The sequence below is a fragment of the Anaerococcus martiniensis genome, assembly GCF_043187485.1.
GTDB classification, from domain to species: domain Bacteria; phylum Bacillota; class Clostridia; order Tissierellales; family Peptoniphilaceae; genus Anaerococcus; species Anaerococcus martiniensis.
This window is the reverse complement of record NZ_CP171106.1, coordinates 206,549-229,215: the sequence shown is the minus strand read 5'-3', so window position 1 is coordinate 229,215 and position 22,667 is coordinate 206,549. Positions and strand designations below refer to the sequence as shown.

General features: G+C 32.6%; 24 protein-coding genes. 22 read left to right on the top strand and 2 right to left on the bottom strand.

Going from position 1 to position 22,667, the window contains the following annotated elements:
- Positions 1–5 precede the first annotated feature (5 nt).
- The 6 genes from ACF3NF_RS01180 to ACF3NF_RS01155 are packed head-to-tail and all read left to right on the top strand — an operon-like array spanning position 6 to position 5,040.
- A complete protein-coding gene (locus tag ACF3NF_RS01180) occupies positions 6–440 on the top strand; it encodes an ATP synthase subunit C (RefSeq protein ID WP_394023500.1) in 435 nt (144 codons plus the stop codon).
- Position 441: 1 nt separating this feature from the next.
- Positions 442–681: a V-type ATP synthase subunit F gene (locus ACF3NF_RS01175; RefSeq protein ID WP_394023498.1), complete on the top strand. Its 240-nt coding sequence runs from the start codon at positions 442–444 to the stop codon at positions 679–681.
- A gap of 11 nt (positions 682–692) precedes the next feature.
- A complete protein-coding gene (locus tag ACF3NF_RS01170) occupies positions 693–1,298 on the top strand; it encodes a V-type ATP synthase subunit E (protein WP_394023496.1) in 606 nt (201 codons plus the stop codon).
- A complete protein-coding gene (locus ACF3NF_RS01165; protein WP_394023494.1) occupies positions 1,282–3,033 on the top strand; it encodes a V-type ATP synthase subunit A in 1,752 nt (583 codons plus the stop codon). The genes ACF3NF_RS01170 and ACF3NF_RS01165 overlap by 17 nt, the downstream gene beginning before the upstream one ends.
- The gene (locus ACF3NF_RS01160; RefSeq protein WP_394023492.1) at positions 3,033–4,409 is read left to right on the top strand and encodes a V-type ATP synthase subunit B; all 1,377 of its coding nucleotides are present in this window, start codon (positions 3,033–3,035) and stop codon (positions 4,407–4,409) included. Before ACF3NF_RS01165 ends, ACF3NF_RS01160 begins: the two co-directional genes overlap by 1 nt.
- A complete protein-coding gene (locus ACF3NF_RS01155; protein WP_262122148.1) occupies positions 4,399–5,040 on the top strand; it encodes a V-type ATP synthase subunit D in 642 nt (213 codons plus the stop codon). The genes ACF3NF_RS01160 and ACF3NF_RS01155 overlap by 11 nt, the downstream gene beginning before the upstream one ends.
- Here the strand turns inward: ACF3NF_RS01155 and rodA are convergent.
- Complete coding sequence (gene rodA, locus ACF3NF_RS01150) at positions 5,037–6,227, bottom strand: rod shape-determining protein RodA (RefSeq protein WP_394023490.1); 1,191 nt, start codon at positions 6,225–6,227, stop codon at positions 5,037–5,039. The genes ACF3NF_RS01155 and rodA overlap by 4 nt on opposite strands.
- A 150-nt stretch (positions 6,228–6,377) precedes the next feature.
- On the opposite strand from rodA, the gene nth reads away from it, so the two are divergent.
- The 13 genes from nth to ACF3NF_RS01085 all read left to right on the top strand — a co-directional run bounded on the left by nth (position 6,378) and on the right by ACF3NF_RS01085 (position 17,432).
- Positions 6,378–6,971, top strand: coding sequence for an endonuclease III (nth, locus tag ACF3NF_RS01145; RefSeq protein WP_394023488.1), 594 nt, complete (start codon positions 6,378–6,380; stop codon positions 6,969–6,971).
- Complete coding sequence (locus ACF3NF_RS01140; protein WP_394023486.1) at positions 6,964–7,815, top strand: Cof-type HAD-IIB family hydrolase; 852 nt, start codon at positions 6,964–6,966, stop codon at positions 7,813–7,815. Before nth ends, ACF3NF_RS01140 begins: the two co-directional genes overlap by 8 nt.
- Entirely contained in the window at positions 7,808–8,266 is a 459-nt protein-coding gene (locus tag ACF3NF_RS01135) for a tRNA (cytidine(34)-2'-O)-methyltransferase (protein ID WP_394023484.1), read from the top strand. The genes ACF3NF_RS01140 and ACF3NF_RS01135 overlap by 8 nt, the downstream gene beginning before the upstream one ends.
- A gap of 8 nt (positions 8,267–8,274) precedes the next feature.
- Complete coding sequence (trxB, locus tag ACF3NF_RS01130) at positions 8,275–9,204, top strand: thioredoxin-disulfide reductase (RefSeq protein WP_394023482.1); 930 nt, start codon at positions 8,275–8,277, stop codon at positions 9,202–9,204.
- A 71-nt stretch (positions 9,205–9,275) separates the two neighbouring features.
- Entirely contained in the window at positions 9,276–10,280 is a 1,005-nt protein-coding gene (gap, locus tag ACF3NF_RS01125) for a type I glyceraldehyde-3-phosphate dehydrogenase (protein ID WP_394023480.1), read from the top strand.
- A gap of 56 nt (positions 10,281–10,336) precedes the next feature.
- Complete coding sequence (locus ACF3NF_RS01120) at positions 10,337–11,533, top strand: phosphoglycerate kinase (protein WP_394023479.1); 1,197 nt, start codon at positions 10,337–10,339, stop codon at positions 11,531–11,533.
- 9 nt (positions 11,534–11,542) lie between these two features.
- Positions 11,543–12,295: a triose-phosphate isomerase gene (gene tpiA, locus ACF3NF_RS01115; protein WP_394023477.1), complete on the top strand. Its 753-nt coding sequence runs from the start codon at positions 11,543–11,545 to the stop codon at positions 12,293–12,295.
- 2 nt (positions 12,296–12,297) lie between these two features.
- Positions 12,298–12,519, top strand: coding sequence for a DUF6440 family protein (locus tag ACF3NF_RS01110; protein WP_394023475.1), 222 nt, complete (start codon positions 12,298–12,300; stop codon positions 12,517–12,519).
- A gap of 65 nt (positions 12,520–12,584) precedes the next feature.
- Positions 12,585–13,892 (top strand): phosphopyruvate hydratase, encoded by a 1,308-nt coding sequence (eno, locus tag ACF3NF_RS01105; protein ID WP_394023473.1) that lies wholly within the window; start codon positions 12,585–12,587, stop codon positions 13,890–13,892.
- 144 nt (positions 13,893–14,036) lie between these two features.
- Positions 14,037–14,264: a preprotein translocase subunit SecG gene (secG, locus tag ACF3NF_RS01100; RefSeq protein ID WP_394023471.1), complete on the top strand. Its 228-nt coding sequence runs from the start codon at positions 14,037–14,039 to the stop codon at positions 14,262–14,264.
- A gap of 57 nt (positions 14,265–14,321) precedes the next feature.
- Positions 14,322–16,463, top strand: a complete 2,142-nt coding sequence (rnr, locus tag ACF3NF_RS01095; protein WP_394023469.1) for a ribonuclease R — start codon at positions 14,322–14,324, stop codon at positions 16,461–16,463.
- Positions 16,426–16,869 carry an SsrA-binding protein SmpB gene (gene smpB / locus ACF3NF_RS01090; protein WP_394023467.1) on the top strand — a complete coding sequence of 148 codons (444 nt, stop codon included), beginning with the start codon at positions 16,426–16,428 and terminating at the stop codon, positions 16,867–16,869. Before rnr ends, smpB begins: the two co-directional genes overlap by 38 nt.
- A gap of 89 nt (positions 16,870–16,958) precedes the next feature.
- Positions 16,959–17,432: a hypothetical protein gene (locus ACF3NF_RS01085; RefSeq protein WP_394023465.1), complete on the top strand. Its 474-nt coding sequence runs from the start codon at positions 16,959–16,961 to the stop codon at positions 17,430–17,432.
- A gap of 28 nt (positions 17,433–17,460) precedes the next feature.
- On the opposite strand, the gene ACF3NF_RS01080 is transcribed toward ACF3NF_RS01085, so the two are convergent.
- Positions 17,461–17,748, bottom strand: coding sequence for a cupin domain-containing protein (locus ACF3NF_RS01080; RefSeq protein WP_394023463.1), 288 nt, complete (start codon positions 17,746–17,748; stop codon positions 17,461–17,463).
- 83 nt (positions 17,749–17,831) lie between these two features.
- Between ACF3NF_RS01080 and ACF3NF_RS01075 the strand changes: the two genes are divergently transcribed.
- The 3 genes from ACF3NF_RS01075 (at position 17,832) to ACF3NF_RS01065 (ending at position 22,664) form a co-directional block, all read left to right on the top strand.
- Positions 17,832–18,377: a thermonuclease family protein gene (locus ACF3NF_RS01075; RefSeq protein WP_394023461.1), complete on the top strand. Its 546-nt coding sequence runs from the start codon at positions 17,832–17,834 to the stop codon at positions 18,375–18,377.
- A gap of 157 nt (positions 18,378–18,534) precedes the next feature.
- Positions 18,535–19,236 (top strand): ABC transporter ATP-binding protein, encoded by a 702-nt coding sequence (locus ACF3NF_RS01070; RefSeq protein ID WP_394023459.1) that lies wholly within the window; start codon positions 18,535–18,537, stop codon positions 19,234–19,236.
- A gap of 5 nt (positions 19,237–19,241) precedes the next feature.
- Complete coding sequence (locus tag ACF3NF_RS01065; protein ID WP_394023457.1) at positions 19,242–22,664, top strand: FtsX-like permease family protein; 3,423 nt, start codon at positions 19,242–19,244, stop codon at positions 22,662–22,664.
- Positions 22,665–22,667 lie beyond the last annotated feature (3 nt).

Genomic DNA, 22,667 nt, shown 5'->3' with positions numbered 1-22,667 from the left:
AAATTATGATAAAAAATATTGGATTTTTAGCACTAGCTGTTGTAGTAATTACAATTTACTCAGGATTATATTTATTAAAAAATAACGAAGATTCTTCAAAAGATAAGATTAGAAAAGCACTTAAAATTAATTTGTTCACATTTGTTCCAATAATGGCTATGATAATAGTATTACTATTACCAGCAAACTCAAGAGCAGCTGCTGAAGTAGCTGGTACTGCAGCAAGTAATGCTGAAGGCCTAAAATACATTGGTGCTGCATTATCAACTGGTCTTGCTACTATTGGTACAGGCTTTGCAGTAGGTAATGTAGGTTCTGCAGCACTTGGAGCAATTTCTGAAGACCAATCTATCTTAGGTCGTACAATTATCTTTGTAGGTCTTGCAGAAGGTATCGCTATCTTTGGTGTTATCATCTCAATCATGATCCTAAACGCTTAATATGAAAGCAAGAATATTAACTAATGACCCAAGTCTTATTGTAATGTTTAGACTTGGGTCTATTGAAGGAAAGCTAGTTGCTGACCCTGATGAGGCCGATGAAGATTTTAAGGATTCATTAAAAGATAATAATCTTGCGGTTCTAATTTTGACTAAAACAGTAGAATCTTGGATTGAGGAAGAAGTCAGAACTCATAGGGAAGCTGAGGCAACTCCTTTAATTGTAGTCATTGATGGTTAATTGGAGGTATTATGCTTGATATAAATCAAAAACTAACAACCTTTAGAAAAATGGTTTGGGATGAAGAAAAAGCAAGAAGTAACGAAGAATTATATAATTCTACAAATATAAATAGTGAACAAATTGATGAAAAAAAAGCTAGTCTGGAAAAAGAGCTAAAATCAACTTTAGAAAACCGTAAAAGTTTTGCAACTATTCGTAGCAATGAAAGAGTATCAAAACTTGAAGAAGAACAGAAAACAAATTTTTATGCTCACAAAGAACTCTTACTAAATGACCTAGTAGGAGAAATTAAAGATAAGCTTAATGATTATACAAAAACAGATGGATATAAAAATTCTCTAGGAGAAAAGATTGAGAATGCGCTTAGTGAATTAAATGAAAGTGCAGATAATTTTGATATTTTATTAAGAGAAACTGATAAGGATTTAGTAAACTATCCTAATATAAAAACTTTAGATGATAAGTATATTGGTGGATTTATCTTAAAAGCAAAAGATGGATCATTTCAATACAACCAAACTTATCTAAAAAAAATCGAAGAGAAACAATATGAAATAGGAAAAACCTTATACAATCTGTTTGAAAGTGAGAGTTTTAATGAATCCAACAATTAAAACAATAAATGGTCCAGTAGTTGTAGCAAAAAATGCAAGCTCGCTAAAAATCCGAGAAATGGTCTCAGTAGGAAAATTAAAACTTATTGGTGAAGTCATTTCTGTAGATGGTGAAAATGCTACTATCCAGGTTTATGAAGATACATCAGGACTTGCTGCAAATGAAGAAATAATTTCAACAGGTAGACCACTTTCAGTAAGACTTGGGCCTGGACTACTTAAAAATATGTTTGATGGTATCGAAAGACCACTTAAAAAAATTATGGATGAAAATGGTGCTTTTATTCCATCGGGGATCGGTTTTGAAAACCTGGATGAAGAAAAGTCATGGGAAGTAGATATAAAAGTAGCGGTGGGTGATACTATAAATGTAGGTGATATATACGCCACAATTATGGAAACAAAAACTATCGAACATAGACTAATGTCTACTGTGGATGGTGAAATTACAGAAGTAAAACCATCAGGCACATATAAATTAGAAGATACAATTGTAAAAGTAAAAACAAATAAGGGCGAAGAAGAATTAAAACTTTACCAATATTGGCCAGTTAGAAATCCACGTCCAGTTAAAAAGGTTAGACCACTTGAGCTATTGTTAAACACTGGACAAAGAGTCCTTGATGTTTTTTTTCCAGTAGCTAAGGGTGGTACAGTAGCAATCCCAGGTGGATTTGGTACTGGAAAAACTATGCTTCAACACCAATTTGCCCAATACGCAGATGCTGATATCATTATCTATATCGGTTGTGGTGAACGTGGAAACGAAATGACTCAAGTACTAGAAGAGTTCCCAGAGCTTATTGACCCAAATACAGGTTATGGTTTGATGGAACGTACAATTCTTATTGCAAATACATCAAACATGCCAGTGGCTGCTCGTGAAGCTTCAATTTATACTGGAATTACAATTGCAGAATATTTTAGAGATATGGGCTATCACGTAGCCCTAATGGCTGACTCTACATCTAGATGGGCAGAGGCCTTAAGAGAGATTTCTGGTCGTTTGGAAGAAATCCCAGCTGAAGAAGGATATCCAGCATATCTTGGATCAAGACTATCTCAATTTTATGAAAGAGCAGGATACTTTACAAACTTAAATGGATCTGAAGGATCAGTTACTCTTATCGGTGCAGTTTCTCCATCAGGTGGGGACTTCTCAGAACCAGTTACTGAAAATACAAGAAGATCTGTAAATGTATTCTTAGGGCTTGATAGGAAACTGGCTTACTCACGCCATTACCCAGCGATTAACTGGCTAACATCATACTCAAACTACGTTGATACTATGAGATCTTACTACCAAGAAAAAACTGGAGAAGATATCATTGCAGTTCGTAATGAACTTATGAATGTTCTATTACAAGAAGATGAGGTGCGTTCTATACTTATGCTTGTAGGTAAGGATGCTCTATCAGATGCTCAAAGAAATATTTTAGATGTATCAGAACTGATTAGAGTAGGATTTTTACAACAAAATGCCTATAACGATACTGATAAGTACGTACCATTAGAAAAGCAAATTGAAATGCTAAATATAATTAGAAATTATTATCATAAATCAGCAGAAGCAATTGTAGATGGTGTGCCATATAACAAGGCCTATAACTCAGAACTTATAAATGACATTACACAAATGAAATACACCATAAAAAATGATGAACTAGATAAATTTACTATTTTAAATAACAAACTAGAATCTCATTTCTTAGGACTTAGAGGAGGCGAATATTAATGCGTAAAGAATATACAAAAGTTAAAAGAATCGAATCCTCAATTATAGAAATAGAAAATGTAGCAGATGTAACATACAACGCCGTAGTTTCTGTCCATACCCTAGGAATGGATTTTGTAGGACAAGTTGTAAAAATAGATGATGAAACTATATCTATAGAAGTTTTCGGTAATACCCAAGATTTTTCTTTAGATGATATAGTAATTTCATTTGAAGAAAAACCACTTGCAATCCCTTTAAGCGAAAAAATTCTTGGTCGTAGCTTTGATGGGCTTGCCAGGCCAATCGATAATGGTGGTGAAATATATGCAGAAAAATCATATTCAGTTGAAGGTGAACCGCTAAATCCTGTGGCTCGTGAGTATCCAAGGGACTTTATCCAAACAGGAATATCAGCCATTGATACACTTACAACATTAATACGTGGGCAAAAATTACCTATTTTTTCAGGTTATGGTTTATCTCATAATCAAATTGCAGCTCAAATAGTTAGACAAGCAAAACTTAAAACAGACGAAGACTTTGCCTTTGTCTTTGCAGCTATGGGGATAAAAAAAGATGAAGCTATGTTTTTTGAAGATGCCTTTAATAAAGCAGGAGTCCGCGATAAGGTTGTAATGTATCAAAACTTAGCTGATAGCCCAATTATGGAAAGGCTAATAGCACCAAAATGTGCACTAACTGCAGCAGAATACTTGGCGTATGAAAAAGGCTATCACGTTTTAGTAATTATCACAGATATGACTTCTTATTCAGAGGCTTTGCGTGAAGTATCATCTATCAGACAAGAAGTTCCATCACGTAAGGGTTATCCTGGATACTTATATTCTGACTTAGCTACTTTATATGAGAGGGCCGGTATGATTCGTGGAACAAATGGATCTGTAACCCTTATTCCGATTTTAACAATGCCAAATGATGATATTACTCATCCAGTTCCTGACTTGACTGGTTATATCACAGAGGGGCAAATTGTAATTGATAGGGGATTATTTAATAAAGGAATCTATCCACCAATCAATGTACTACCTTCATTATCCCGTCTTATGAAAGATGGTATTGGTGAAGGATATACACGAGCTGACCACGAAGACTTGATGAACCAAATTTATGAATCATATTCTCATGTTGGTGAAGTAAGAAATATTGCCCAAATCGTTGGAGAAGATGACTTATCTGATATTGATAAAAAATATCTAGAATTTGGGGATGAATTCGAAAAAAAATTCTTATCTCAAGATCCAACTGAAAATAGAGAGCTTGATGAGTCTTTAGATTTAGGTTGGGAGATTTTAAATATCTTACCTAGAACAGAGTTACACAGAGTAAGTCCTGAAAATCTTGATAAATTCATAGGAAATAAAGATGGAAATTAAATCAACTGCTCCTACCAAGGCAAATTTAATTGCAGCTAAAGACCACCTAAAATTATTAAATGGTGGTCTTGATATCCTTGATAAATCAAGAAAAGCACTAATCCAAGCTCACGATAGCAAAATCAAACAAAGAGATGAATTAAATGATGATGTTAATGATACAATAAAAAAAGTGTCAAAAAACTTTAAAAAGGCCATGATTACTATGGGAGAGTCAAAGCTTGATGACATTTCAAGAATTGTACCCGTCGATAATAGCATTGAGCTAAAAGAAAATGAATTCATGCAAACAAAGGTTTATGATATAAATTTTGTACCAACAATGCTAAATCTTTCTTATTCATTTTATGAAACAAACGAAGCATTTGACATTGCATTGCTATCATTTAATGAATTAAAATATAAAATTTATAAACTGGCTGAGCTAGATACTACAATTAACAACCTTGATAGGCAAATTAAAAAAACTAGCAAAAAAGTAAATTCTCTAGAAAAAGTTCAGATACCAAAAACTGAGGAGAGAATAAAAACAATATCATCCTTGATAGAAGAAAAGGAAAGAGAAGAATTTTCTAAAACAAAGATGGTTAAGGATAAAAAAATTCGAGACGAAAAAAACACCGCAAATTAATTTGTTGCGGTGTTTTTAATTTCTCTTTTTTTAGATGCTCGTAATTTATTTGGATCGATAACTTTTATAGTTTCATAGTCTAAAACATCATCGTCTTTGTAAGATTTTTGCATAGATGCTGATAGGGCAAGTCCTACCATCGATAAGCATATTAACTGGAAAGTACCCCCAGCTGATAAGAATGGAAGGGGAATACCAGTTACTGGCATAAGGCCAATTGTCATACCAATATTTTCAAAAATATGGATAAATAGCATGGCTGCGATGCCTGTTACCATTAATGAAATAAAAGTATTATTAGATTTTTTAGCAAGTCTAGCTAGTCTTAGAATAATAATTGTAAATAACAATACTAAAAATATTGCTCCTATGAATCCTAATTCTTCAGCCAAAACTGAAAAAATAAAGTCAGTTTCTTTTTCTGGAACATATCCATATTGGGATTGAGTACCGTTTAAATATCCACGACCATTTAACATACCAGATCCAATTGCAATCATACCTTGTTGTTGTTGCCAGTTAGAACCAGAAGTGTCCCTTGTAGGATTTAAAAAGTTTTCTATTCTATCAGCCCTATAACCAGATAAATTTGTCAAAACCAAGTATCCAACAGTTAGTCCACCAACTGCAAAAAACAAAATCCATTTCCAAGATAAGCCTGCTACAAAGAGCATTGCAGCTATGAAAAACAAATATACCATGGCAGTACCAAAGTCTGGTTGTAATAAAATTAAGACTACTGGAACTGCGACAAATACTAATGCTTGGATAAGTCTTTTTGGTTCATTGATTTCATATTTGTATCTATCAAGATAAGCTGCAAAAGCAAATATTAATCCTACTTTTACAAATTCAGATGGTTGAAAAGAAAAAGATCCAATATAAACCCAAGATTTAGCACCCCATTCATCAAGGCCTCTACCAAATATAAGGGTAATAATTAAAAGTCCAAGACCAATTCCATAAATCCATCGATAAAATCTTTTTAGAACTTCTAAATCAATAGTACATAAAACAGCAATCAATAAAAAACCTAGAATAGTAGCTCCGATTTGAGTTTTTATTGCCTCAAAATCTCCCCCATAGGCTGAGTAAAGAATGACCAGCCCATAAATACTTAGGATTAGAGTTGCAAAAAGCAAAATCAAATCCAATTCTTTTAAATTTTTCTTCTTTATATTAAACATTAAATCACTCCGTATCTAATGATTTATTATACCATTTTAATTAAATATGATAAATAAAATAATAAAAAATAGTATAGTAGTAGTAAAGGATAAGGTGATAATATTTTAAATAAAAATCAAATCCGAGAGGTATTAGACAATTTATCTAGGATGTATGAGGATCCAAATAAAAATCTTCTTAATTTTGAAACTCCATTTGAAGCTTTGATAGCAACTATGCTTTCAGCCCAAAGTACAGATATAAGGGTAAATGCGGTCACATCTGAGCTTTTTAAAGTAGCAAATACACCAAAAGATTTTGTGAATATGGATATAAAAGACTTAGAAAATTGGATAAAATCAATCGGTATTTATAAAAATAAAGCAAAAAATATAAAGGCAACAAGCCAGATATTGGTAGATGATTTTAACAGTGAGGTCCCAAAAGATAAGGCTGAATTAATAAAATTGCCAGGAGTTGGCAATAAAACAGCAAATGTTGTACTTGCTAATGCTTTTGATATTCCGGCCTTTGCAGTGGATACTCACGTTTTTAGAGTAGCAAACAGGATTGGCCTTGCTGATGCAAAAAACGTTAGTCAAACCGAGGCACAACTTACAAAAAATGTGCCAGAAGATGAGTGGAATATGACCCACAAAAGACTGATTACCCATGGCAGAGCAATTTGTAAAGCAAGAGGTCCACTTTGTGAAGAATGTGATTTGAATAAGTTATGTTTATATTATAGGAGAGATAATGATTAAACTTTTTGCAATTGATATGGATGGCACCCTTTTAAATACTAATCATGAGATTAATCCATCATCAAAAGAAGCCATTAACCAATTAAATGCAGCAGGAATAAAAACGGTTTTAACAAGCGGCAGATTAATGTCTTCCATTAAATTTGCTACAGAAGAACTTGGAGAAGACAATCCAATGGTGGCAAATAATGGAGCCTTAATTATGGCAAATGCTGATAAAATTTTAGGTCAACATCCGTTTGAAGATAGTCACATTAAAGAATTAGTTAAGTTTTGTGAAGAACATAAATTTATCTATCACTTTTACGATGAAGATACTTTTTACTCTAACAGGCTAGATGAAGATAGACTAGAGCATTTAAAAATTAATAATGATTATGGGCTAAATTATCAATGCAACATTTCTATTACAGAAAATCCATACAAGGATTTAAAGCAAAGAAGTAAACCAGCTTATAAGATTTTAATAGGATGTTTAAATAGCCATGCCTATGGTGAAGAAAAAGCGGTAAAAATTATCAAGGAAGCCTTTGAAGATAAGCTATATGTCACATCATCAGGTCCTGGTGCCATTGAAATAATGGAGCCTCATGTTAATAAGTGGGAAGGGGTAAAAGAACTTTCTAACTTTTTGGGTATAAAACTTGATGAAATTGCTGCAATTGGCGATTCTTACAACGATTTGCCAATGGTGGAAAATGCAAAAATAGGCTTTGCCATGGGAAATGCTAATGATACAGTAAAATCAGTTGCAGACTATGTGGTTGCTGATAATAACGGTAATGGCATAAAAGAATCTGCAGAAATAATTTTAAATTTTAACAAGGAAAATCCAAGTGTTTAATATAGTTTTACTCGCGCCAGAATATCCTGGCAATGTTGGAAATATTGGTAGGACATGTGTCCTTACCGAGTCTCATTTGCATTTAGTAAGGCCTTTTAAATTTGATTTCTCAGATAAGGCCTTAAAAAAATCTGGAATAGACTATTGGGATAAGGTAAATCTAACTATCCATGATAGTATTGAGGAATTTTTGGACTTCATAATTGATAAAAACTTTTATTTAGTTGAAACGGGCACAGATACAAAATACTCTGATGTTTCTTTTAAAGATGGTGATTTTTTGATATTTGGTAGGGAAAAAGAAGGGATAGACCTGGATATTTTGGAGAAATTTAGCGAAAAAATAATTACTATACCCATGACAACAAAGATTGATAGGTCTTTAAATTTAGCCAATTCAGTAAATATAGTTTTATACGAAGCCTTAAGGCAAAATAATTTTAATTTTTAGGAGAGAATATGTACGATATTATAATTTTAGGAGCTGGTCCAGCAGGACTTACAGCTGGGCTATATGCAGGTAGATCAAAGTTAAAAACACTCATAATTGAAAAAAATATACCAGGTGGACAAATTGCAACAACTGCATTTGTGGACAACTACCCTGGATCAATGGAAGATGCTACGGGTATGGGCTTATCAGATAGAATGTATGAGCAATCCAAAGAATTTTGCGAATTTTTAACTACAAATGTAACTAGCGTTGAGCTAGAAGGAGAAGTTAAAAAAGTTCATACTGAAGATGGCAAAACATTGGAAGCCAAGGTAATTATTATTTCGACAGGTGCTAGCCACAGAAAACTCGATATCCCAGGAGAAAGTGAATTTGCAAACATGGGTGTGTCATATTGTGCAACTTGTGATGGGCCATTTTATAATGGATTAGACATTTTTGTAGTTGGTGGTGGAGATAGTGCAGTAGAAGAGGCAATTTATCTTACAAAATTTGGTAAATCTGTAACCATTATTCACAGACGTGATGAATTTAGAGCAAGCCAAGTAGTTGTAGATAAGGCACGTGCTAATGAAAAAATAAAATTTGAACTAGATTCTGTAGTAAATGAAATCAGAGGAGATAAGGAAACAACCTCCCTTATTATAGAAAATGTAAAAACTGGTGAGAAAAAAGAGTTAAAAAGTGATAATAATGACCCAATAGGGGTATTTATATTTGTAGGATATATTCCACAAACAGATATATTCAAAGATCAAATAGAAATGAATTATGGGTATATAGTTACTGATAGCGATATGAAAACAAATATCGAAGGAGTTTTTGCAGTAGGAGATAACCGTGAAAAGTCTGTAAGACAAATGGTCACTGCAGCTGGAGATGGTTGTATAGCCGCTGTTGTAGCAAATAGATACTTAGAAGGACAAGTCTGGTAATCTATTGACAATGTCCTATAATTTAGTAAAATATTATTGTAATAACTTTTAGGAAGAATAAGGAGACAACAATGACAACTAAAGTAGCAATTAATGGATTCGGTAGAATCGGTCGTCTAACACTTAGAAGAATAGCAGAAGTAGAAGATGACATCCAAGTAGTAGCAATCAATGACCTTATTGATAAAGAAGGTCTAGCTTATGCTTTCAAATATGATACAGCACAAGGAAGATTTAACGGAGACTTTGAACAAACTAATGATGGTTTTAAAGTAAATGGTCAAGAAATCAAAATCTTTGCCGAAAGAAATCCAGAAGACCTACCATGGGGAGATCTTGGAGTAGATGTTGTATTAGAATGTACAGGATTCTTTACAGAAAAAGAAAAAGCAGAAGCTCACTTAAAAGCTGGAGCTAAAAAAGTTCTAATTTCAGCACCAGGTAAGGGTGATATGAAAACTATCGTTTACGGTGTAAACCATGAAACTTTAGATGGTTCTGAAACAGTAGTATCAGCTGCAAGCTGTACAACAAACTGTTTAGCACCAATGGTAAATGTATTAAACAAAGAATTTGGTTTTGTTACAGGACAAATGTCAACAATCCACGCATATACAGCAACACAAGCTATCCAAGATACACCAGCTTCTAAAAAAGACCTTAGAGGTGGACGTGCAGCTGCTCAAAACACAATCCCAGCTTCAACAGGAGCTGCAAAAGCAGTTGGTAAAGTACTTCCAGAAGTTGAAGGTAAAATTGACGGTACAGCTTTAAGAGTACCAGTTATCACAGGTTCAATTACAGAACTTTACTCAGTTCTTGAGAAAAAAGTAACTGAAGAAGAAGTAAATGAAGCAATGAAAAAATACTCAAATGATGCATTTGCTTACGAAACAGAAGACATTGTTTCAAGCGACATCATTGGTTACCCAGCAGGATCAGTACTTGATTCACAACTTACAAAGGTTGTAGAAAATGGGGACAACCAATTAGTAAAAACAGTTGCATGGTATGATAACGAAGCAGGATACGTATCTAACTTAGTTAGAACATTAGATTATTTAGCTAAACTTTAAGAGATAGAAGGGGGCAGGGATATTTATCTCTTGCCCTTTTAATTTTGGAGTGAATTATGAACAAAAAAACATTAAAAGACTTAGATGTTAAGGGCAAAAGAGTTTTAGTTAGAGTAGACTTCAATGTTCCTTTATCAAAAGAAGATAGAAGCAAGATTGCAGATGACTCTAGAATTAGAGCAGCCCTTCCTACTATAGATTATTTATTAGAAAATGGTGCCATAGTTATATTAATAAGCCATTTAGGTAGACCAGGTGGAGAAGCAAACCAAGAATTTACACTAAAACCAGTTGCAAATTGGTTATCTAACCATTACGGCGAAAAATTTGAATTCTTAGCTGCTGATGAAGTAGTGAACGAAGATGTTGAAGAAAAAGTAAATGAGCTTAAGGATGGCGAAATTGCACTTTTAGAAAATACAAGATTTGTAGCTGGTGAAACTAAAAATGATGAAGCCTTTGCAAAAGAATTAGCCTCTCTTGCTGACCTATATGTAAATGATGCTTTTGGTACTAGCCATAGAGCCCATGCTTCAAATGTAGGTGTTGCAAGTATTTTACCATCGGCGGTAGGACTTTTAATAGAAAAAGAAATAGATGTTATGGGAAAAGCCTTAGAAAATCCAGAACATCCATTTTTATCTATCCTTGGTGGAGCAAAAGTTTCTGATAAGATTGGTGTAATTGAAAATCTAATTACAAAAGTAGATACAATCCTTATCGGTGGGGGTATGGCTTACACATTCCTAAAAGCGCAAGGTAAAGAAATAGGTAAATCATTACTAGAAGAAGATAAGATGGATCTTTCTTTAGAGTTACTTGAAAGAGCAAAAGAAAATAATGTAGAAATTCTATTGCCAGTAGATGTGGTAATTGCCGATGATATTGCACCAGGCGTTGAAACTGAGATTGTAGATATTGACAATATCCCAGCTGACAAAGAAGCTTTAGATATTGGTCCAAAAACAGCAGAAATTTATGCAGAAAAAATTAAAAATGCTAAAACAGTAGTTTGGAATGGACCAATGGGTGTATTTGAAATTAAAGAATTTTCAAATGGAACTAATAAAGTAGCCCATGCCCTAGCAGAAGCTGACGCAACTACTATTGTTGGTGGTGGTGACTCAGCCCTTGCAATAGAAATGGCTGACTTAAAAGATAAAATCACCCACGTATCAACAGGTGGTGGGGCAAGCTTAGAATTTTTAGAAGGAAAAGACCTACCAGGTATTTCAGCAATTGAAGATAAATAAGGAGTTAAAATGCGTAAACCAGTAATAGTTGGAAACTGGAAAATGAATATGACAGTAAGTGAAGCTAAAAATTTGCTTGCTGATTTAAAAGAAAAGCGATTAGATACTGAAGTAGAAGCAGGTGTTTGTACGCCAGCTATAGACCTACCAATAGCAGCTGAGATTTTAGAAGGAACCAATATTGGATTTGGTGGACAAAATATGTACTTTGAAGAATCTGGAGCATTTACTGGAGAAGTATCTCCAACGATGTTAAAAGATATTGGAGCAACATATGTTATCCTAGGCCATTCTGAACGTCGTGATATCTTTGGTGAAGATGATAAATTAATCAATGAAAAATTATTATCAGCCTTTGACCATGACCTAACACCAATACTTTGTTGCGGGGAATCTTTAGAAGAAAGAGAAGCTAATAAGCAGGAAGAAAGAGTAAAAGCTCAACTAGAGGCTGACCTTAAAGATATAAGCGAAAGTGATATTAAAAAATTAATTATAGCTTACGAACCAATCTGGGCAATAGGTACTGGAAAAACAGCATCCGCTGATGATGCAGAAGCAATGTGTGCATTCATTAGAAATCTAGTAGCTGAATTTTACTCAAAAGAAGCAGCTGAAGCAGTACGCATCCAATATGGTGGATCTGTAAAACCAGCGAATGTAAAAGAATTAATGGCAAAAGAAAACATAGATGGTGCCTTAGTAGGTGGAGCAAGCCTTAAAGCAGACGATTTTGAAGCTTTAGTAAATCATAGAGGTTAAATATGGCGAAAGTAGATAAGAGATTTATTGTAAAAACTGAAGATGAAAATATTTTATTTGCAACTTCATTATCTACAGTAGTAGATACACAGACAGGTGTAAATTATATCATCGCTTCTAGATCTAGTGAAGGGGTTGCCATTACTCCACTATTAGATAAATATGGTAAACTAGTAATATCTACTAAAGAAGAAATTGAAGAATTAATACACAATAATAAATAGAATTATCTGTCCATAATGCTTATTAAAAAATACGAAAGATAATAAAAAGATAAGGAGAATTAATAATGAGCTTAATTACAAGTGTATATGCAAGACAAATCCTTGACTCAAGAGGAAATCCAACAGTAGAAGTAGAAGTAGAGACAGAGCTAGGTGGATACGGTCGTGCATCAGTACCATCTGGTGCATCAACTGGTGAGTGGGAAGCAGTAGAGCTTCGTGATGGAGATAATGATTACTATTTAGGTAAATCAGTTCTTAAAGCAGTTGAAAATGTAAATGAAAAAATCGCTGATGAATTAGTATTAGTTTATGATGTTACTGACCAAGTTGGCATTGATAATAGAATGATTGAACTTGACGGTACAGAAAATAAAGGAAATCTTGGTGCAAATGCTATCCTTGGAGTATCACTTGCAGTAGCAAAAGCTGCAGCAGATGAACTAGGACTACCACTTTATGCTTACATTGGTGGACCAAATGCAAAACTTCTACCAACACCAATGATGAATATACTAAATGGTGGGGAACACGCTGATAACTCAGTAGATATCCAAGAATTTATGATTTTCCCACTAGGTGCCGAAACATTCGCTCATGCACTACAAATTGGTACAGAAGTATTCCACAAATTAAAAAGTGTATTAAAAGAAAAAGGCTACAACACAGCAGTTGGTGATGAAGGTGGATTTGCTCCAAACTTAAAATCAAACGAAGAGGCATTAGAAATTATTGTTGAAGCTATAACAAAAGCAGGATATGAACCAGGTAAAGATGTATTTATAGCTATGGACTGTGCAAGTTCAGAATTCTATAACAAAGAAGACGGTAAATACCACCTAGAAGGTGAAGGAACAGTTTACTCAGAAGAAGAAATGATAGACTGGTTAGAAAGTCTTGTAGAAAAATATCCAATAATCTCAATCGAAGATGGTCTAGATGAAAACGACTGGGAAGGATGGGCAAAACTGACAGAAAGACTTGGAGGAAAAGTTCAATTAGTAGGTGATGACCTATTTGTAACAAATACTGAAAAACTTTCTAAAGGTATCAAAGAAAATGTCGGTAACTCAATACTTGTCAAAGTAAACCAAATCGGTTCTCTAACAGAAACACTAAATGCTATCGAAATGGCAAAACAAGCAGGATATACAGCAGTAGTTTCTCATAGATCAGGTGAAACAGAAGATGTTACAATAGCAGATCTTGTAGTAGCAGTAAATGCTGGACAAATCAAAACAGGTGCACCATCAAGAACTGATCGTGTTGCAAAATACAACCAATTACTAAGAATCGAAGATGAACTTTGGGAAAATGCTGAGTTTAAAGGACTAGAAGCATTCTACAACCTTAAAGAAAGATTCAACGACTAATATAATAATTGCAGGGAAAATATTCCCTGCTTTTTTATTTACATATTTTTGGGTATCATAATATTAGCTTAATCTATAAACCAAAAATTGCGAAAAGACATTTCTTGTGGTATCATATAGAGTGATGAAAATGGAGGTGTCTAGATGGAAAATATCTTTGCAGTTATTCTAATGCTTGCATCACTAATTATAGTAGTGTCTGTAACAATGCAAGATCCAAAGACTGATGGACTAGGAACACTAGCTGGCCAAGAAACAAACGTATTTGGTAGAAGTGCTCATAGAACAAAGAATGAAATGTTAGATAAAGTTGTAATTGCTGGAGGAGTATTACTTTTCTTAGGAAGTATCATAATGCTAGCAGTTATGTAAGGGGCTATAGATAGACTTAAGCTATCTAGCCTCTTTTTTTGTAGAAAAGGATAAGATATGAATCTAAAAGAACTAATACTAAACATTGTAAATGAAGAAAATTATGAACCCATTACAATAAAAGAGCTTGAAAAATATTTACAAGCTGATAAATATACAAGAAATGCAGTTTATGATGTATTAAGAGAACTTGAAAAAGAAAATAAACTACGCATTTCCCATAAAAAACGCATAATGCCATTAAGTGATGAAGAACTATCTTTAGTAGGACAGATACAATTAGCTCAATCAGGTTATGGTTTTTTTATTTCTGAAAATAAAGATTTTAAAGATGTATTTATCTCAAAAGATAATTTAAATAAGGCCTTTGATGGAGATAGGGTAAAGATAGAAATTACAAAACCTGCAGAAAAAGGAAGAAATGCTGAGGGTCGTGTTTTAGAAATAATAGAGCGTGGCAATACAAAAATAGTTGGGTCTTATCAACAATCCAAAGGTTTTGGTTTTGTAATTCCAGATAATAAATCCATAGGCCAAGATATTTATATAGACAAAAAATTCTCCAAGAATGCAAAAAATAAAGATAAAGTAGTAGCAGAAATAATAAACTTCCCTAAAAAAGGTAATCCTGAGGGAAGAATAGTAGACATTATTGGCCATAAAAATGACAAGAACGTTGATATCTATTCCCTTGCAGCCCAGCATGGAGTTCCTTATCTATTCTCTAAAGAAACTAAAAAAGAAGTTTTATATCTAGATAAGGAAGTAAAAGATGAAGATACAGAAAATCGTACAGATTTTAGAGATTTATTTACGGTAACAATTGATGGTAGGGACTCAAAAGACTTTGATGATGCTATTTCAATAGATAAAAATGGAGATAATTACGATTTATATGTCCATATAGCAGATGTGTCCCATTATGTAAAAAAAGGTACAGCCCTAGATTTTGACGCCTACGACAGGGGAAATTCTACATACCTATATAATGTAGTTATACCAATGCTACCAAAAGAATTATCTAACGGCATTTGTTCATTAAATCCAAATGTAGATAGATTATCCTTATCACTAAAAATGACTATTGATAGAAAAGGTAGAGTAATAGCAAATGACTTTTACAAGGCAGTTATAAACTCAGACTATAGACTGGTTTATGATGATGTAAATAATTTTTTAGATGGTAAAGACCAAAGTGTCTACGAAGATGAACTTTTAAAAGAAAAACTCCTATTATTCAATGAATTACACAAAATTTTAAGAGAAAAAAGAGAAGATAGGGGTGCTATAGACTTTAGCTTTAAAGAAAGCCAGATAGATGTTACAGATGATGGCAAAGTATTAAATATTTCCGTACATGAGCGTGGTTCAGGAAATAAGATGATAGAAGAATTTATGCTTGCAGCAAATGAAACAGTTGCAACCCTATTTGGATATATGGACTTCCCTTTTATGTACCGTATCCACGAGCAACCGTCAAAAGAAAAACTCGATGGATTTAAACGTGCCTTAAATACCATGGGATACAATATTCGAGGAAGTGAACTCCACCCAAAGGACTTTCAAAGAATCCTTGAGGAAGTAGAAGGCGAAAATGAAGAAAATGTAATAAATATGCTGATGCTACGCACCATGCAAAAAGCAAAATACAGCAAAAAGCGAGACATCCACTTTGGATTATCCACAGAATTTTATACGCATTTTACTAGTCCAATTCGTAGATATCCAGACCTCATTGTCCATAGACTTTTAAAATCATACATTGAAAATAGATTGACAAAGTTTAACCAAGCAAGTTTAGAAATGAGCCTAGAAAAATCAAGCGAACACTTGTCAATGACTGAAAGACGTTCAGAAGATACAGAGCGAGATGTAGAAGATTTGATGAAATGTAAGTATATGCGTAGGTTTATCGGAGATGAATTTATGGGGACAATTTCATCAGTAACAGACTTTGGAATCTTCGTTGAGCTTGAAAATACGGTAGAAGGACTATTTATGTATAAGTTCTCACCAGATAGATTTGAATACCAAGAAGAAAGCTTAAAAGCCATAAATGTAGATAATAAGAAGATATACTCTATTGGAGATGAGGTAAAAATAAGAGTACTAGATGTTGATATTTACCAAAGAAATATTGACTTTGATTTATTGGAGGAAAATGAAACAGTTAGCGAACAACAAGAAAGCCTTTCATGATTATTTTATAGAAAAAAAATATGAAGCAGGCATAGAATTACAAGGAAGCGAAGTAAAAAGTATAAAACAGGGGAAAGTTAGCATAAAAGAAAGTTTTGTAGGAGATAGAAATGGAGAAATGTATATATACGGTATGCACGTAACTCCATTTAAGGAAGCTTACGATCAAAAAATAGACCCAACCAGAACCCGAAAGCTATTATTGCACAAAAAAGAAATAGATACCCTCATAGGAAAGAAAACTCAAGATGGCTATACTATAGTGCCACTAAGTGTTTATGAAAAAAATGGCCTAGTTAAAATGGAAATAGCCCTAGCCAAAGGTAAAAAGCTATACGATAAACGTGAATCTATCAAGAAAAAGGAAGCTGACCGTAGGATCGATAGGGCTTTAAAAAATTATTAAATGCAATCGACCAAGCATATGGTCGATTGTATTTTTTTGAAAACTAAAAAAAGGTATAATAGCCATTAATAAGAACTAAGGAGGCTATTTTGAAGAAGATATTAGCTATACTTTTGTCAGCAGTCCTCATAATAGGATTTATAAATTATAGGGAAAATAATAGGCCAAAAAGTAATGCAAAAAATGATCAACAAATTGAAGATGCATTGAATGATAAGGTAAATAAAAGTACAAGTGAAATTGATAGGCAAGATAACAATGTAGGAAGTCAAAAATCAGATATAGAAAATAATGACCTAAGTACTGGCATAGAATATGTAAAAAATAATGATTTTAACAACCTAAGTGATGATGAAAAAGCAAAAATATATGCATTGGTTAGCGATGGTCTAAAGCAAATGGGTTATGATACAGATGACTTTACATACGAGGATCTAAATAATATATATGATGCCTGCCAGGAATACATAATCGAAAATAATGTAGATGCTGACTCACTCTCACTAGTAGACCAGGCAAAATTATATAATATATTAAAATCTTATATATATAATGATAATTAAAAAACCAGAGGAACCAATCCTCTGGTTTTTATTTTAAATCAGACTTTATTACCATAAGTTTGCTATCACTTATAGCCTTAAGGCTATGTGGTGTATTGGGATTCATTTGAACAATATCACCGGGTTTTATATTATAAGTATCCTCATTTTCAGTAAACTCAACTTCACCTTCATAGATAACTACAATTACATTCATAGTACTCTTATGACTAGGTATTTCTTCATTAGCTCTGATATTAAAATGAGTAACTACCTGGGAATCAGTTTCATATATATTATGTGCTCTTGAAATTTCATCTTTTACAGATAATTTCATAATTACCTCCTTTTAGTCTTCATTTACAATTTACTATAAATTCATATATAATCTATGCTAAAATGTATTTAAAAGGAGATTGAATGAAGAACAATAAAAACAACAGTATATATGTACTAATTTTATTTATAATTACTTTTTTGTTATTAAAACCAGATAAATTTAACGATGAAATATCAAATAATGATTCATTTTATGAAATAGCTAATGTTAAAAGAGTTGTTGATGGTGATACAGCAATAGTAACTATAAAAAATAAAGACTATCGTGTTAGATTTATAGGCATCAACACACCAGAATACAATTTGTCAGAAGATATCATAGAACCACTTGGCAAGGAAGCTAGTGAGTATACTTCAAAACTATTAGAAAATGAAATAGTTTACTTGGAAAAGGATACATCAGATATCGACCAGCATGGGAGACTACTAAGGTATTTATGGATAAAACCTGCTAAAAATCCTCAAAATCCTAAATATGATGAAATAAAAAACCAAATGGTTAATGCAATAATTATAGATAAGGGATACAGCAAGGCGAAAAATTATCCCCCTGATGATAAATATTTCCTAATTTTTAAGGATATAGAAAGAGAAGCAAAGACAGATAATAGAGATAAGCTTAGATAAAATTAACCGACTATAGCAAAAACATGTCTTTTTAGGGAAGAATTTATATATATTTCTATATATGTGTAGGAGTGTTATTTATCGATAACAAAGATAAGAAATTTTTACCAGGTCTCGGTATAATTAATATATTATCACAGCTTAGAAAGGTTATTAAATGGCTTATATAGAATTAAATAATTTATCAAAAGAATATAAATCCGGTTCATCAATTATTGTTGCTAATGATAATATCAGTTTTGATCTAGAACGTGGTAAACTTTTAGTTATTGTTGGTGCATCTGGTGCTGGAAAAACAACTCTTTTAAATATACTTGGTGGTATGGAGCAAGCAAGTAGCGGACAAATCTTAATTGATGGCAAGGATTTAACAAAACTTGATGACAAAGACCTTACTACTTATAGGAGAAATGATGTTGGATTTGTATTTCAACACTATAATCTCATACCAAATCTTACTGCAATTGAAAATGTAGAACTAGCTGCAGAAATTTCTGATAATCCCTTAAAGTCAGAAGAAGTTTTAGCAAATGTAGGATTAGAAAATAGATCAGAAAATTTCCCAGCCCAATTATCTGGTGGGGAGCAACAAAGGGTTGCTATTGCAAGGGCATTAGCAAAAAACCCTAAAATTTTATTATGTGATGAGCCAACAGGTGCTCTGGATTTTGAAACTGGGAAAAATATTTTAAAACTACTTCAAGATGCATCAAGAAAACTAGGAGCGACAGTAATCATAATTACTCATAACTCACTAATAAAGCCAATGGCTGACGTAGTTATTGAGTTGCGTGATGGAAGAATAATCCAAAATTATGAAAATACTGACCCAACACCAGTTGAAAATATTGAGTGGTGATCTTTGTGAATAAAACATATTTTAAAAATATCCTAAAGGATATAAAAAATACCAAGGGAAAGGTAATATCTATTGCAACCATGGTTGGACTTGCTGCTTTAGTTGTGGTCGCTTTGACCTTAACAGGCCCTACTATGAGGAAAACCTTAAATAGTTCCCTAAAAACATACAATCATCCAGATTTAATCTTAAAATCAACTTATGGACTTGACTATGAAGATGAGATGATTATAAAAAAGGATAAAGATATAGATAAGATAAGCTTGGTAAAAACTGCTGATTTACTGGATGATGAGACCTTAATCAGGGTTAAAAGCTACAATGAAACTATCCCAAAATCGGTAATAATAAATGGACGTAAACCGAAAAAGAAAAATGAAATAATTTTAGATAGAATTTTGAAAGACAAATATAAAATTGGTGATAAGATTAAATTTTCATATATAGATAATCCAAAATTTGACGAAGAAGTCATGGATAATTTGGAATATGAAGTTGTAGGATTTTTTAGAACATCAGATTATTTTATGGAGGATATGAGAGAGCTGTCTTTTAGTGCAAAAAAAGAACTTAATGGCTATGCTTATGTCCTTGATGAAAATTTTGATACTGATAAATATGGGGAAGCTAATATTATCTATAAAAATACTAAAAATTTAGATAAATCATCTTATGATTATCAAAGTTTTGTAGATAATAAAAAAGAAAATTTGGAAAATGCTATAGCAAATCGTCCGGAAGAAGTGCTTAAAAAAATAAGATCAGATGCAAATGATGACTTGGGTGATGCCCAAAATGAAATTGATGATGCAAAAACAGAGATTTCTAATGCTGAAAAGGAATTAAAAAAAGCTAGAGCAGATTTAGACCAGGGCTATAAAGATTATGAAGAGGGCAAAAAGAAATTTGCTGAAGAAACAACAAATGCCCAAAATGAATTAGAAGCTGCAAAGAAAAAGCTAATCGAAGGCCAGAATCAAATTGATATTGGTAGAGACACCTATAATACAAATCTAAATCAATATAATTATAGAATAAATGCTGGTCAAAATGAAATAAATTCTAAAGAGCAAGAGCTAAATCATGGAAAAAGTGAATTGGAAAAAGCGCAAGCTGACCTAAATGCTGGCTATCAAAAATTAGAAAATGAATTTCAAGAGCCAAGGGCAGAATTAACTAGAAAAAAATCCCAATTAGATAATTTAAAAATTTACTTAGAAGAAAAACAAAGTCAATTGTCCAGCTTGGAAGATGATAATTTAAATATAAATTATGAAGACATTAATCAATTAAAAGCAGAGATTGAAAGTCTAAGTAATCAATATGAACAAGGACTTCAGGAATACAAAACAGGTAAAAATACCTTAGAATCAAATTATCAGTCTGAAAAAGAAAAAATAGATCAAGGGCAAAGGGAAATAAATAATAAAAAATCAGAGCTTGATGCAGGATGGCAAGAGCTAAATCAAGGAAAAAGAGAATTAGAGGCTCAAAAAAATGAAGGCTGGTCTAACTTAAGTGCAGCTAAAAATGAACTTGACCAAAATCAAGCTAATATAGATGCTGGTTGGGATGATTATAATTCAGGTCTTAATAAACTTCAGTCAGAAAAAATAAACGGACAAAAAAAATTAAAAGACTCATATAAAAAGCTTATGGATGGGGAAGATGAGTACCAGAAAAATTTAGATAAGTTCAAAAAAGAAAAGTCAGATGCCCTTGATGATATAAACAAGGGAGAGGATGAGATAGAAGAAAACAAAGAAGCCTTATTAAAATTAGTTGACCCAGAATATGATGTAGAGACTATTTTTGACAATGAGGGTATAGATACCTACTACCAAAATTCTTTAAATATGGATGACCTAACCAAAGTTTTTCCTACATTTTTCTATCTAGTAGCTATGCTTGTTACCCTTACGACCATGAAAAGATATATCGATGAGCAACGAATTATAAATGGTACCCTTAAATCCCTAGGATATTCTGATAAGAAAATCAGCCAAAGGTTTTACCTCTATGGTATCATTCCAACATTTATAGGATCTATAATAGGTTCTTTAATAGGGAGATTTTTAGTAAGTCGTATCATAATAAATGCTTACTCATCTGGGTTTGGAAATCTTGGTATAGATTATGTCAATTCTCTCCCATATATACTTCTGGCCATACTTTTATCAATAGGTCTAGTTGCTCTTACAGTATATTTTTCATCAAAAGAAACAGTAAAAGAAACACCAGCAGCTTTATTAAGGCCCAAAGCACCAGAAGTTGGAAAGAAAATACTTCTTGAACGAATCAAGCCAATTTGGAAAAATCTTTCCTTTATGCAAAAAATCACATCAAGAAATCTATTTAGATATAAGTCCAGAATGTTTATGACCCTTTTTGGAGTTGGTGGATGTACAGCCCTTACATTTTTTGGATTTGCAATGATTGATTCTATAAAAGATACTGTAGACTGGCAGCAAAATAGGATTAATCACTATGATGTCATAGCCATGGTGGATGAAAATGCTACAGATGAAGAGTTCAAAAATTATAAACAAAAAATTAATGATTACGACTCTCTTTCAATTACTTTTGAAGAAGCAAATATCAATAATAAGGCTAATAAATTAAATGTAAATCTAGTGATTCCTGAGGATTATAAGAAAATAGATGACTTTGTAAGCCTTAAAAGTCTAGATAGAAGACCAATAGATTTATCAAATGAAAAGGCTGTTATTACAGAAAAAGCATCTGATAAGCTAGGTATTAAAAAAGGCGATAAGATAAAATTCTCCTATCATGGCAAAGATTTTGAATTGCCAGTCACGAATATTGCAGAAAACTACACCGGCCATTACATTTATATTTCAAAAGAAAACTTTGAAAATATATCTGGCCAAAATCCAGAATTTAACGCTGACTATCTTAGAGGAGATGCAAGTCATATAATAAAAAATATTGAAAATGAAAAGGCGGTAAGCGCAATAATTAATTCATCTGTAATCTATGCATCTATGGATGTACTACTAGCTAATTTAAATTTAGTTATAGGGATTATAACAATTATTTCTGGTCTACTGGCCCTAGTAGTTTTATATAATCTGATTAATATAAATGTTAGTGAAAGAAAAAGGGAACTTGCAACTATAAAGGTTCTCGGGTTTTATCCAAGGGAAGTAACTTCTTATATATTTAGAGAAATATTTATCCTTACCATACTAGGAATTTTTGTAGGATTTGGTTTAGGATATGCTATGTTTAGGTATATATTATACGTAGTGGCACCATCTGATATTTTATTATCCTACAGGGTCAACTTTAACCCATTTTTATATAGTGGATTGATAACAATCGCTATTTCAATAATATTACTATTCATAGTCCATAAAAGGCTTAAAAAAATTGACATGGCTGAGGCTATGAGTAGTGGTGAATAATTA

Excerpts from the sequence above, each read along its gene's own strand:
- ACF3NF_RS01140 (WP_394023486.1), top strand. The coding sequence starts at position 6,964 with ATGATTAAACTTTTTGCAATTGATATGGATGGCACCCTTTTAAATACT.
- tpiA (WP_394023477.1), top strand. The coding sequence starts at position 11,543 with ATGCGTAAACCAGTAATAGTTGGAAACTGGAAAATGAATATGACAGTA.
- nth (WP_394023488.1), top strand. The coding sequence starts at position 6,378 with ATGTATGAGGATCCAAATAAAAATCTTCTTAATTTTGAAACTCCATTT.
- ACF3NF_RS01070 (WP_394023459.1), top strand. The coding sequence starts at position 18,535 with ATGGCTTATATAGAATTAAATAATTTATCAAAAGAATATAAATCCGGT.
- ACF3NF_RS01170 (WP_394023496.1), top strand. The coding sequence starts at position 693 with ATGCTTGATATAAATCAAAAACTAACAACCTTTAGAAAAATGGTTTGG.
- rodA (WP_394023490.1), bottom strand. The coding sequence starts at position 6,227 with ATGTTTAATATAAAGAAGAAAAATTTAAAAGAATTGGATTTGATTTTG.
- ACF3NF_RS01110 (WP_394023475.1), top strand. The coding sequence starts at position 12,298 with ATGGCGAAAGTAGATAAGAGATTTATTGTAAAAACTGAAGATGAAAAT.
- ACF3NF_RS01165 (WP_394023494.1), top strand. The coding sequence starts at position 1,282 with ATGAATCCAACAATTAAAACAATAAATGGTCCAGTAGTTGTAGCAAAA.
- ACF3NF_RS01180 (WP_394023500.1), top strand. The coding sequence starts at position 6 with ATGATAAAAAATATTGGATTTTTAGCACTAGCTGTTGTAGTAATTACA.
- eno (WP_394023473.1), top strand. The coding sequence starts at position 12,585 with ATGAGCTTAATTACAAGTGTATATGCAAGACAAATCCTTGACTCAAGA.
- rnr (WP_394023469.1), top strand. The coding sequence starts at position 14,322 with ATGAATCTAAAAGAACTAATACTAAACATTGTAAATGAAGAAAATTAT.
- ACF3NF_RS01080 (WP_394023463.1), bottom strand. The coding sequence starts at position 17,748 with ATGAAATTATCTGTAAAAGATGAAATTTCAAGAGCACATAATATATAT.
- ACF3NF_RS01155 (WP_262122148.1), top strand. The coding sequence starts at position 4,399 with ATGGAAATTAAATCAACTGCTCCTACCAAGGCAAATTTAATTGCAGCT.
- ACF3NF_RS01175 (WP_394023498.1), top strand. The coding sequence starts at position 442 with ATGAAAGCAAGAATATTAACTAATGACCCAAGTCTTATTGTAATGTTT.
- secG (WP_394023471.1), top strand. The coding sequence starts at position 14,037 with ATGGAAAATATCTTTGCAGTTATTCTAATGCTTGCATCACTAATTATA.
- trxB (WP_394023482.1), top strand. The coding sequence starts at position 8,275 with ATGTACGATATTATAATTTTAGGAGCTGGTCCAGCAGGACTTACAGCT.
- ACF3NF_RS01120 (WP_394023479.1), top strand. The coding sequence starts at position 10,337 with ATGAACAAAAAAACATTAAAAGACTTAGATGTTAAGGGCAAAAGAGTT.
- ACF3NF_RS01160 (WP_394023492.1), top strand. The coding sequence starts at position 3,033 with ATGCGTAAAGAATATACAAAAGTTAAAAGAATCGAATCCTCAATTATA.
- gap (WP_394023480.1), top strand. The coding sequence starts at position 9,276 with ATGACAACTAAAGTAGCAATTAATGGATTCGGTAGAATCGGTCGTCTA.
- smpB (WP_394023467.1), top strand. The coding sequence starts at position 16,426 with ATGAAACAGTTAGCGAACAACAAGAAAGCCTTTCATGATTATTTTATA.
- ACF3NF_RS01075 (WP_394023461.1), top strand. The coding sequence starts at position 17,832 with ATGAAGAACAATAAAAACAACAGTATATATGTACTAATTTTATTTATA.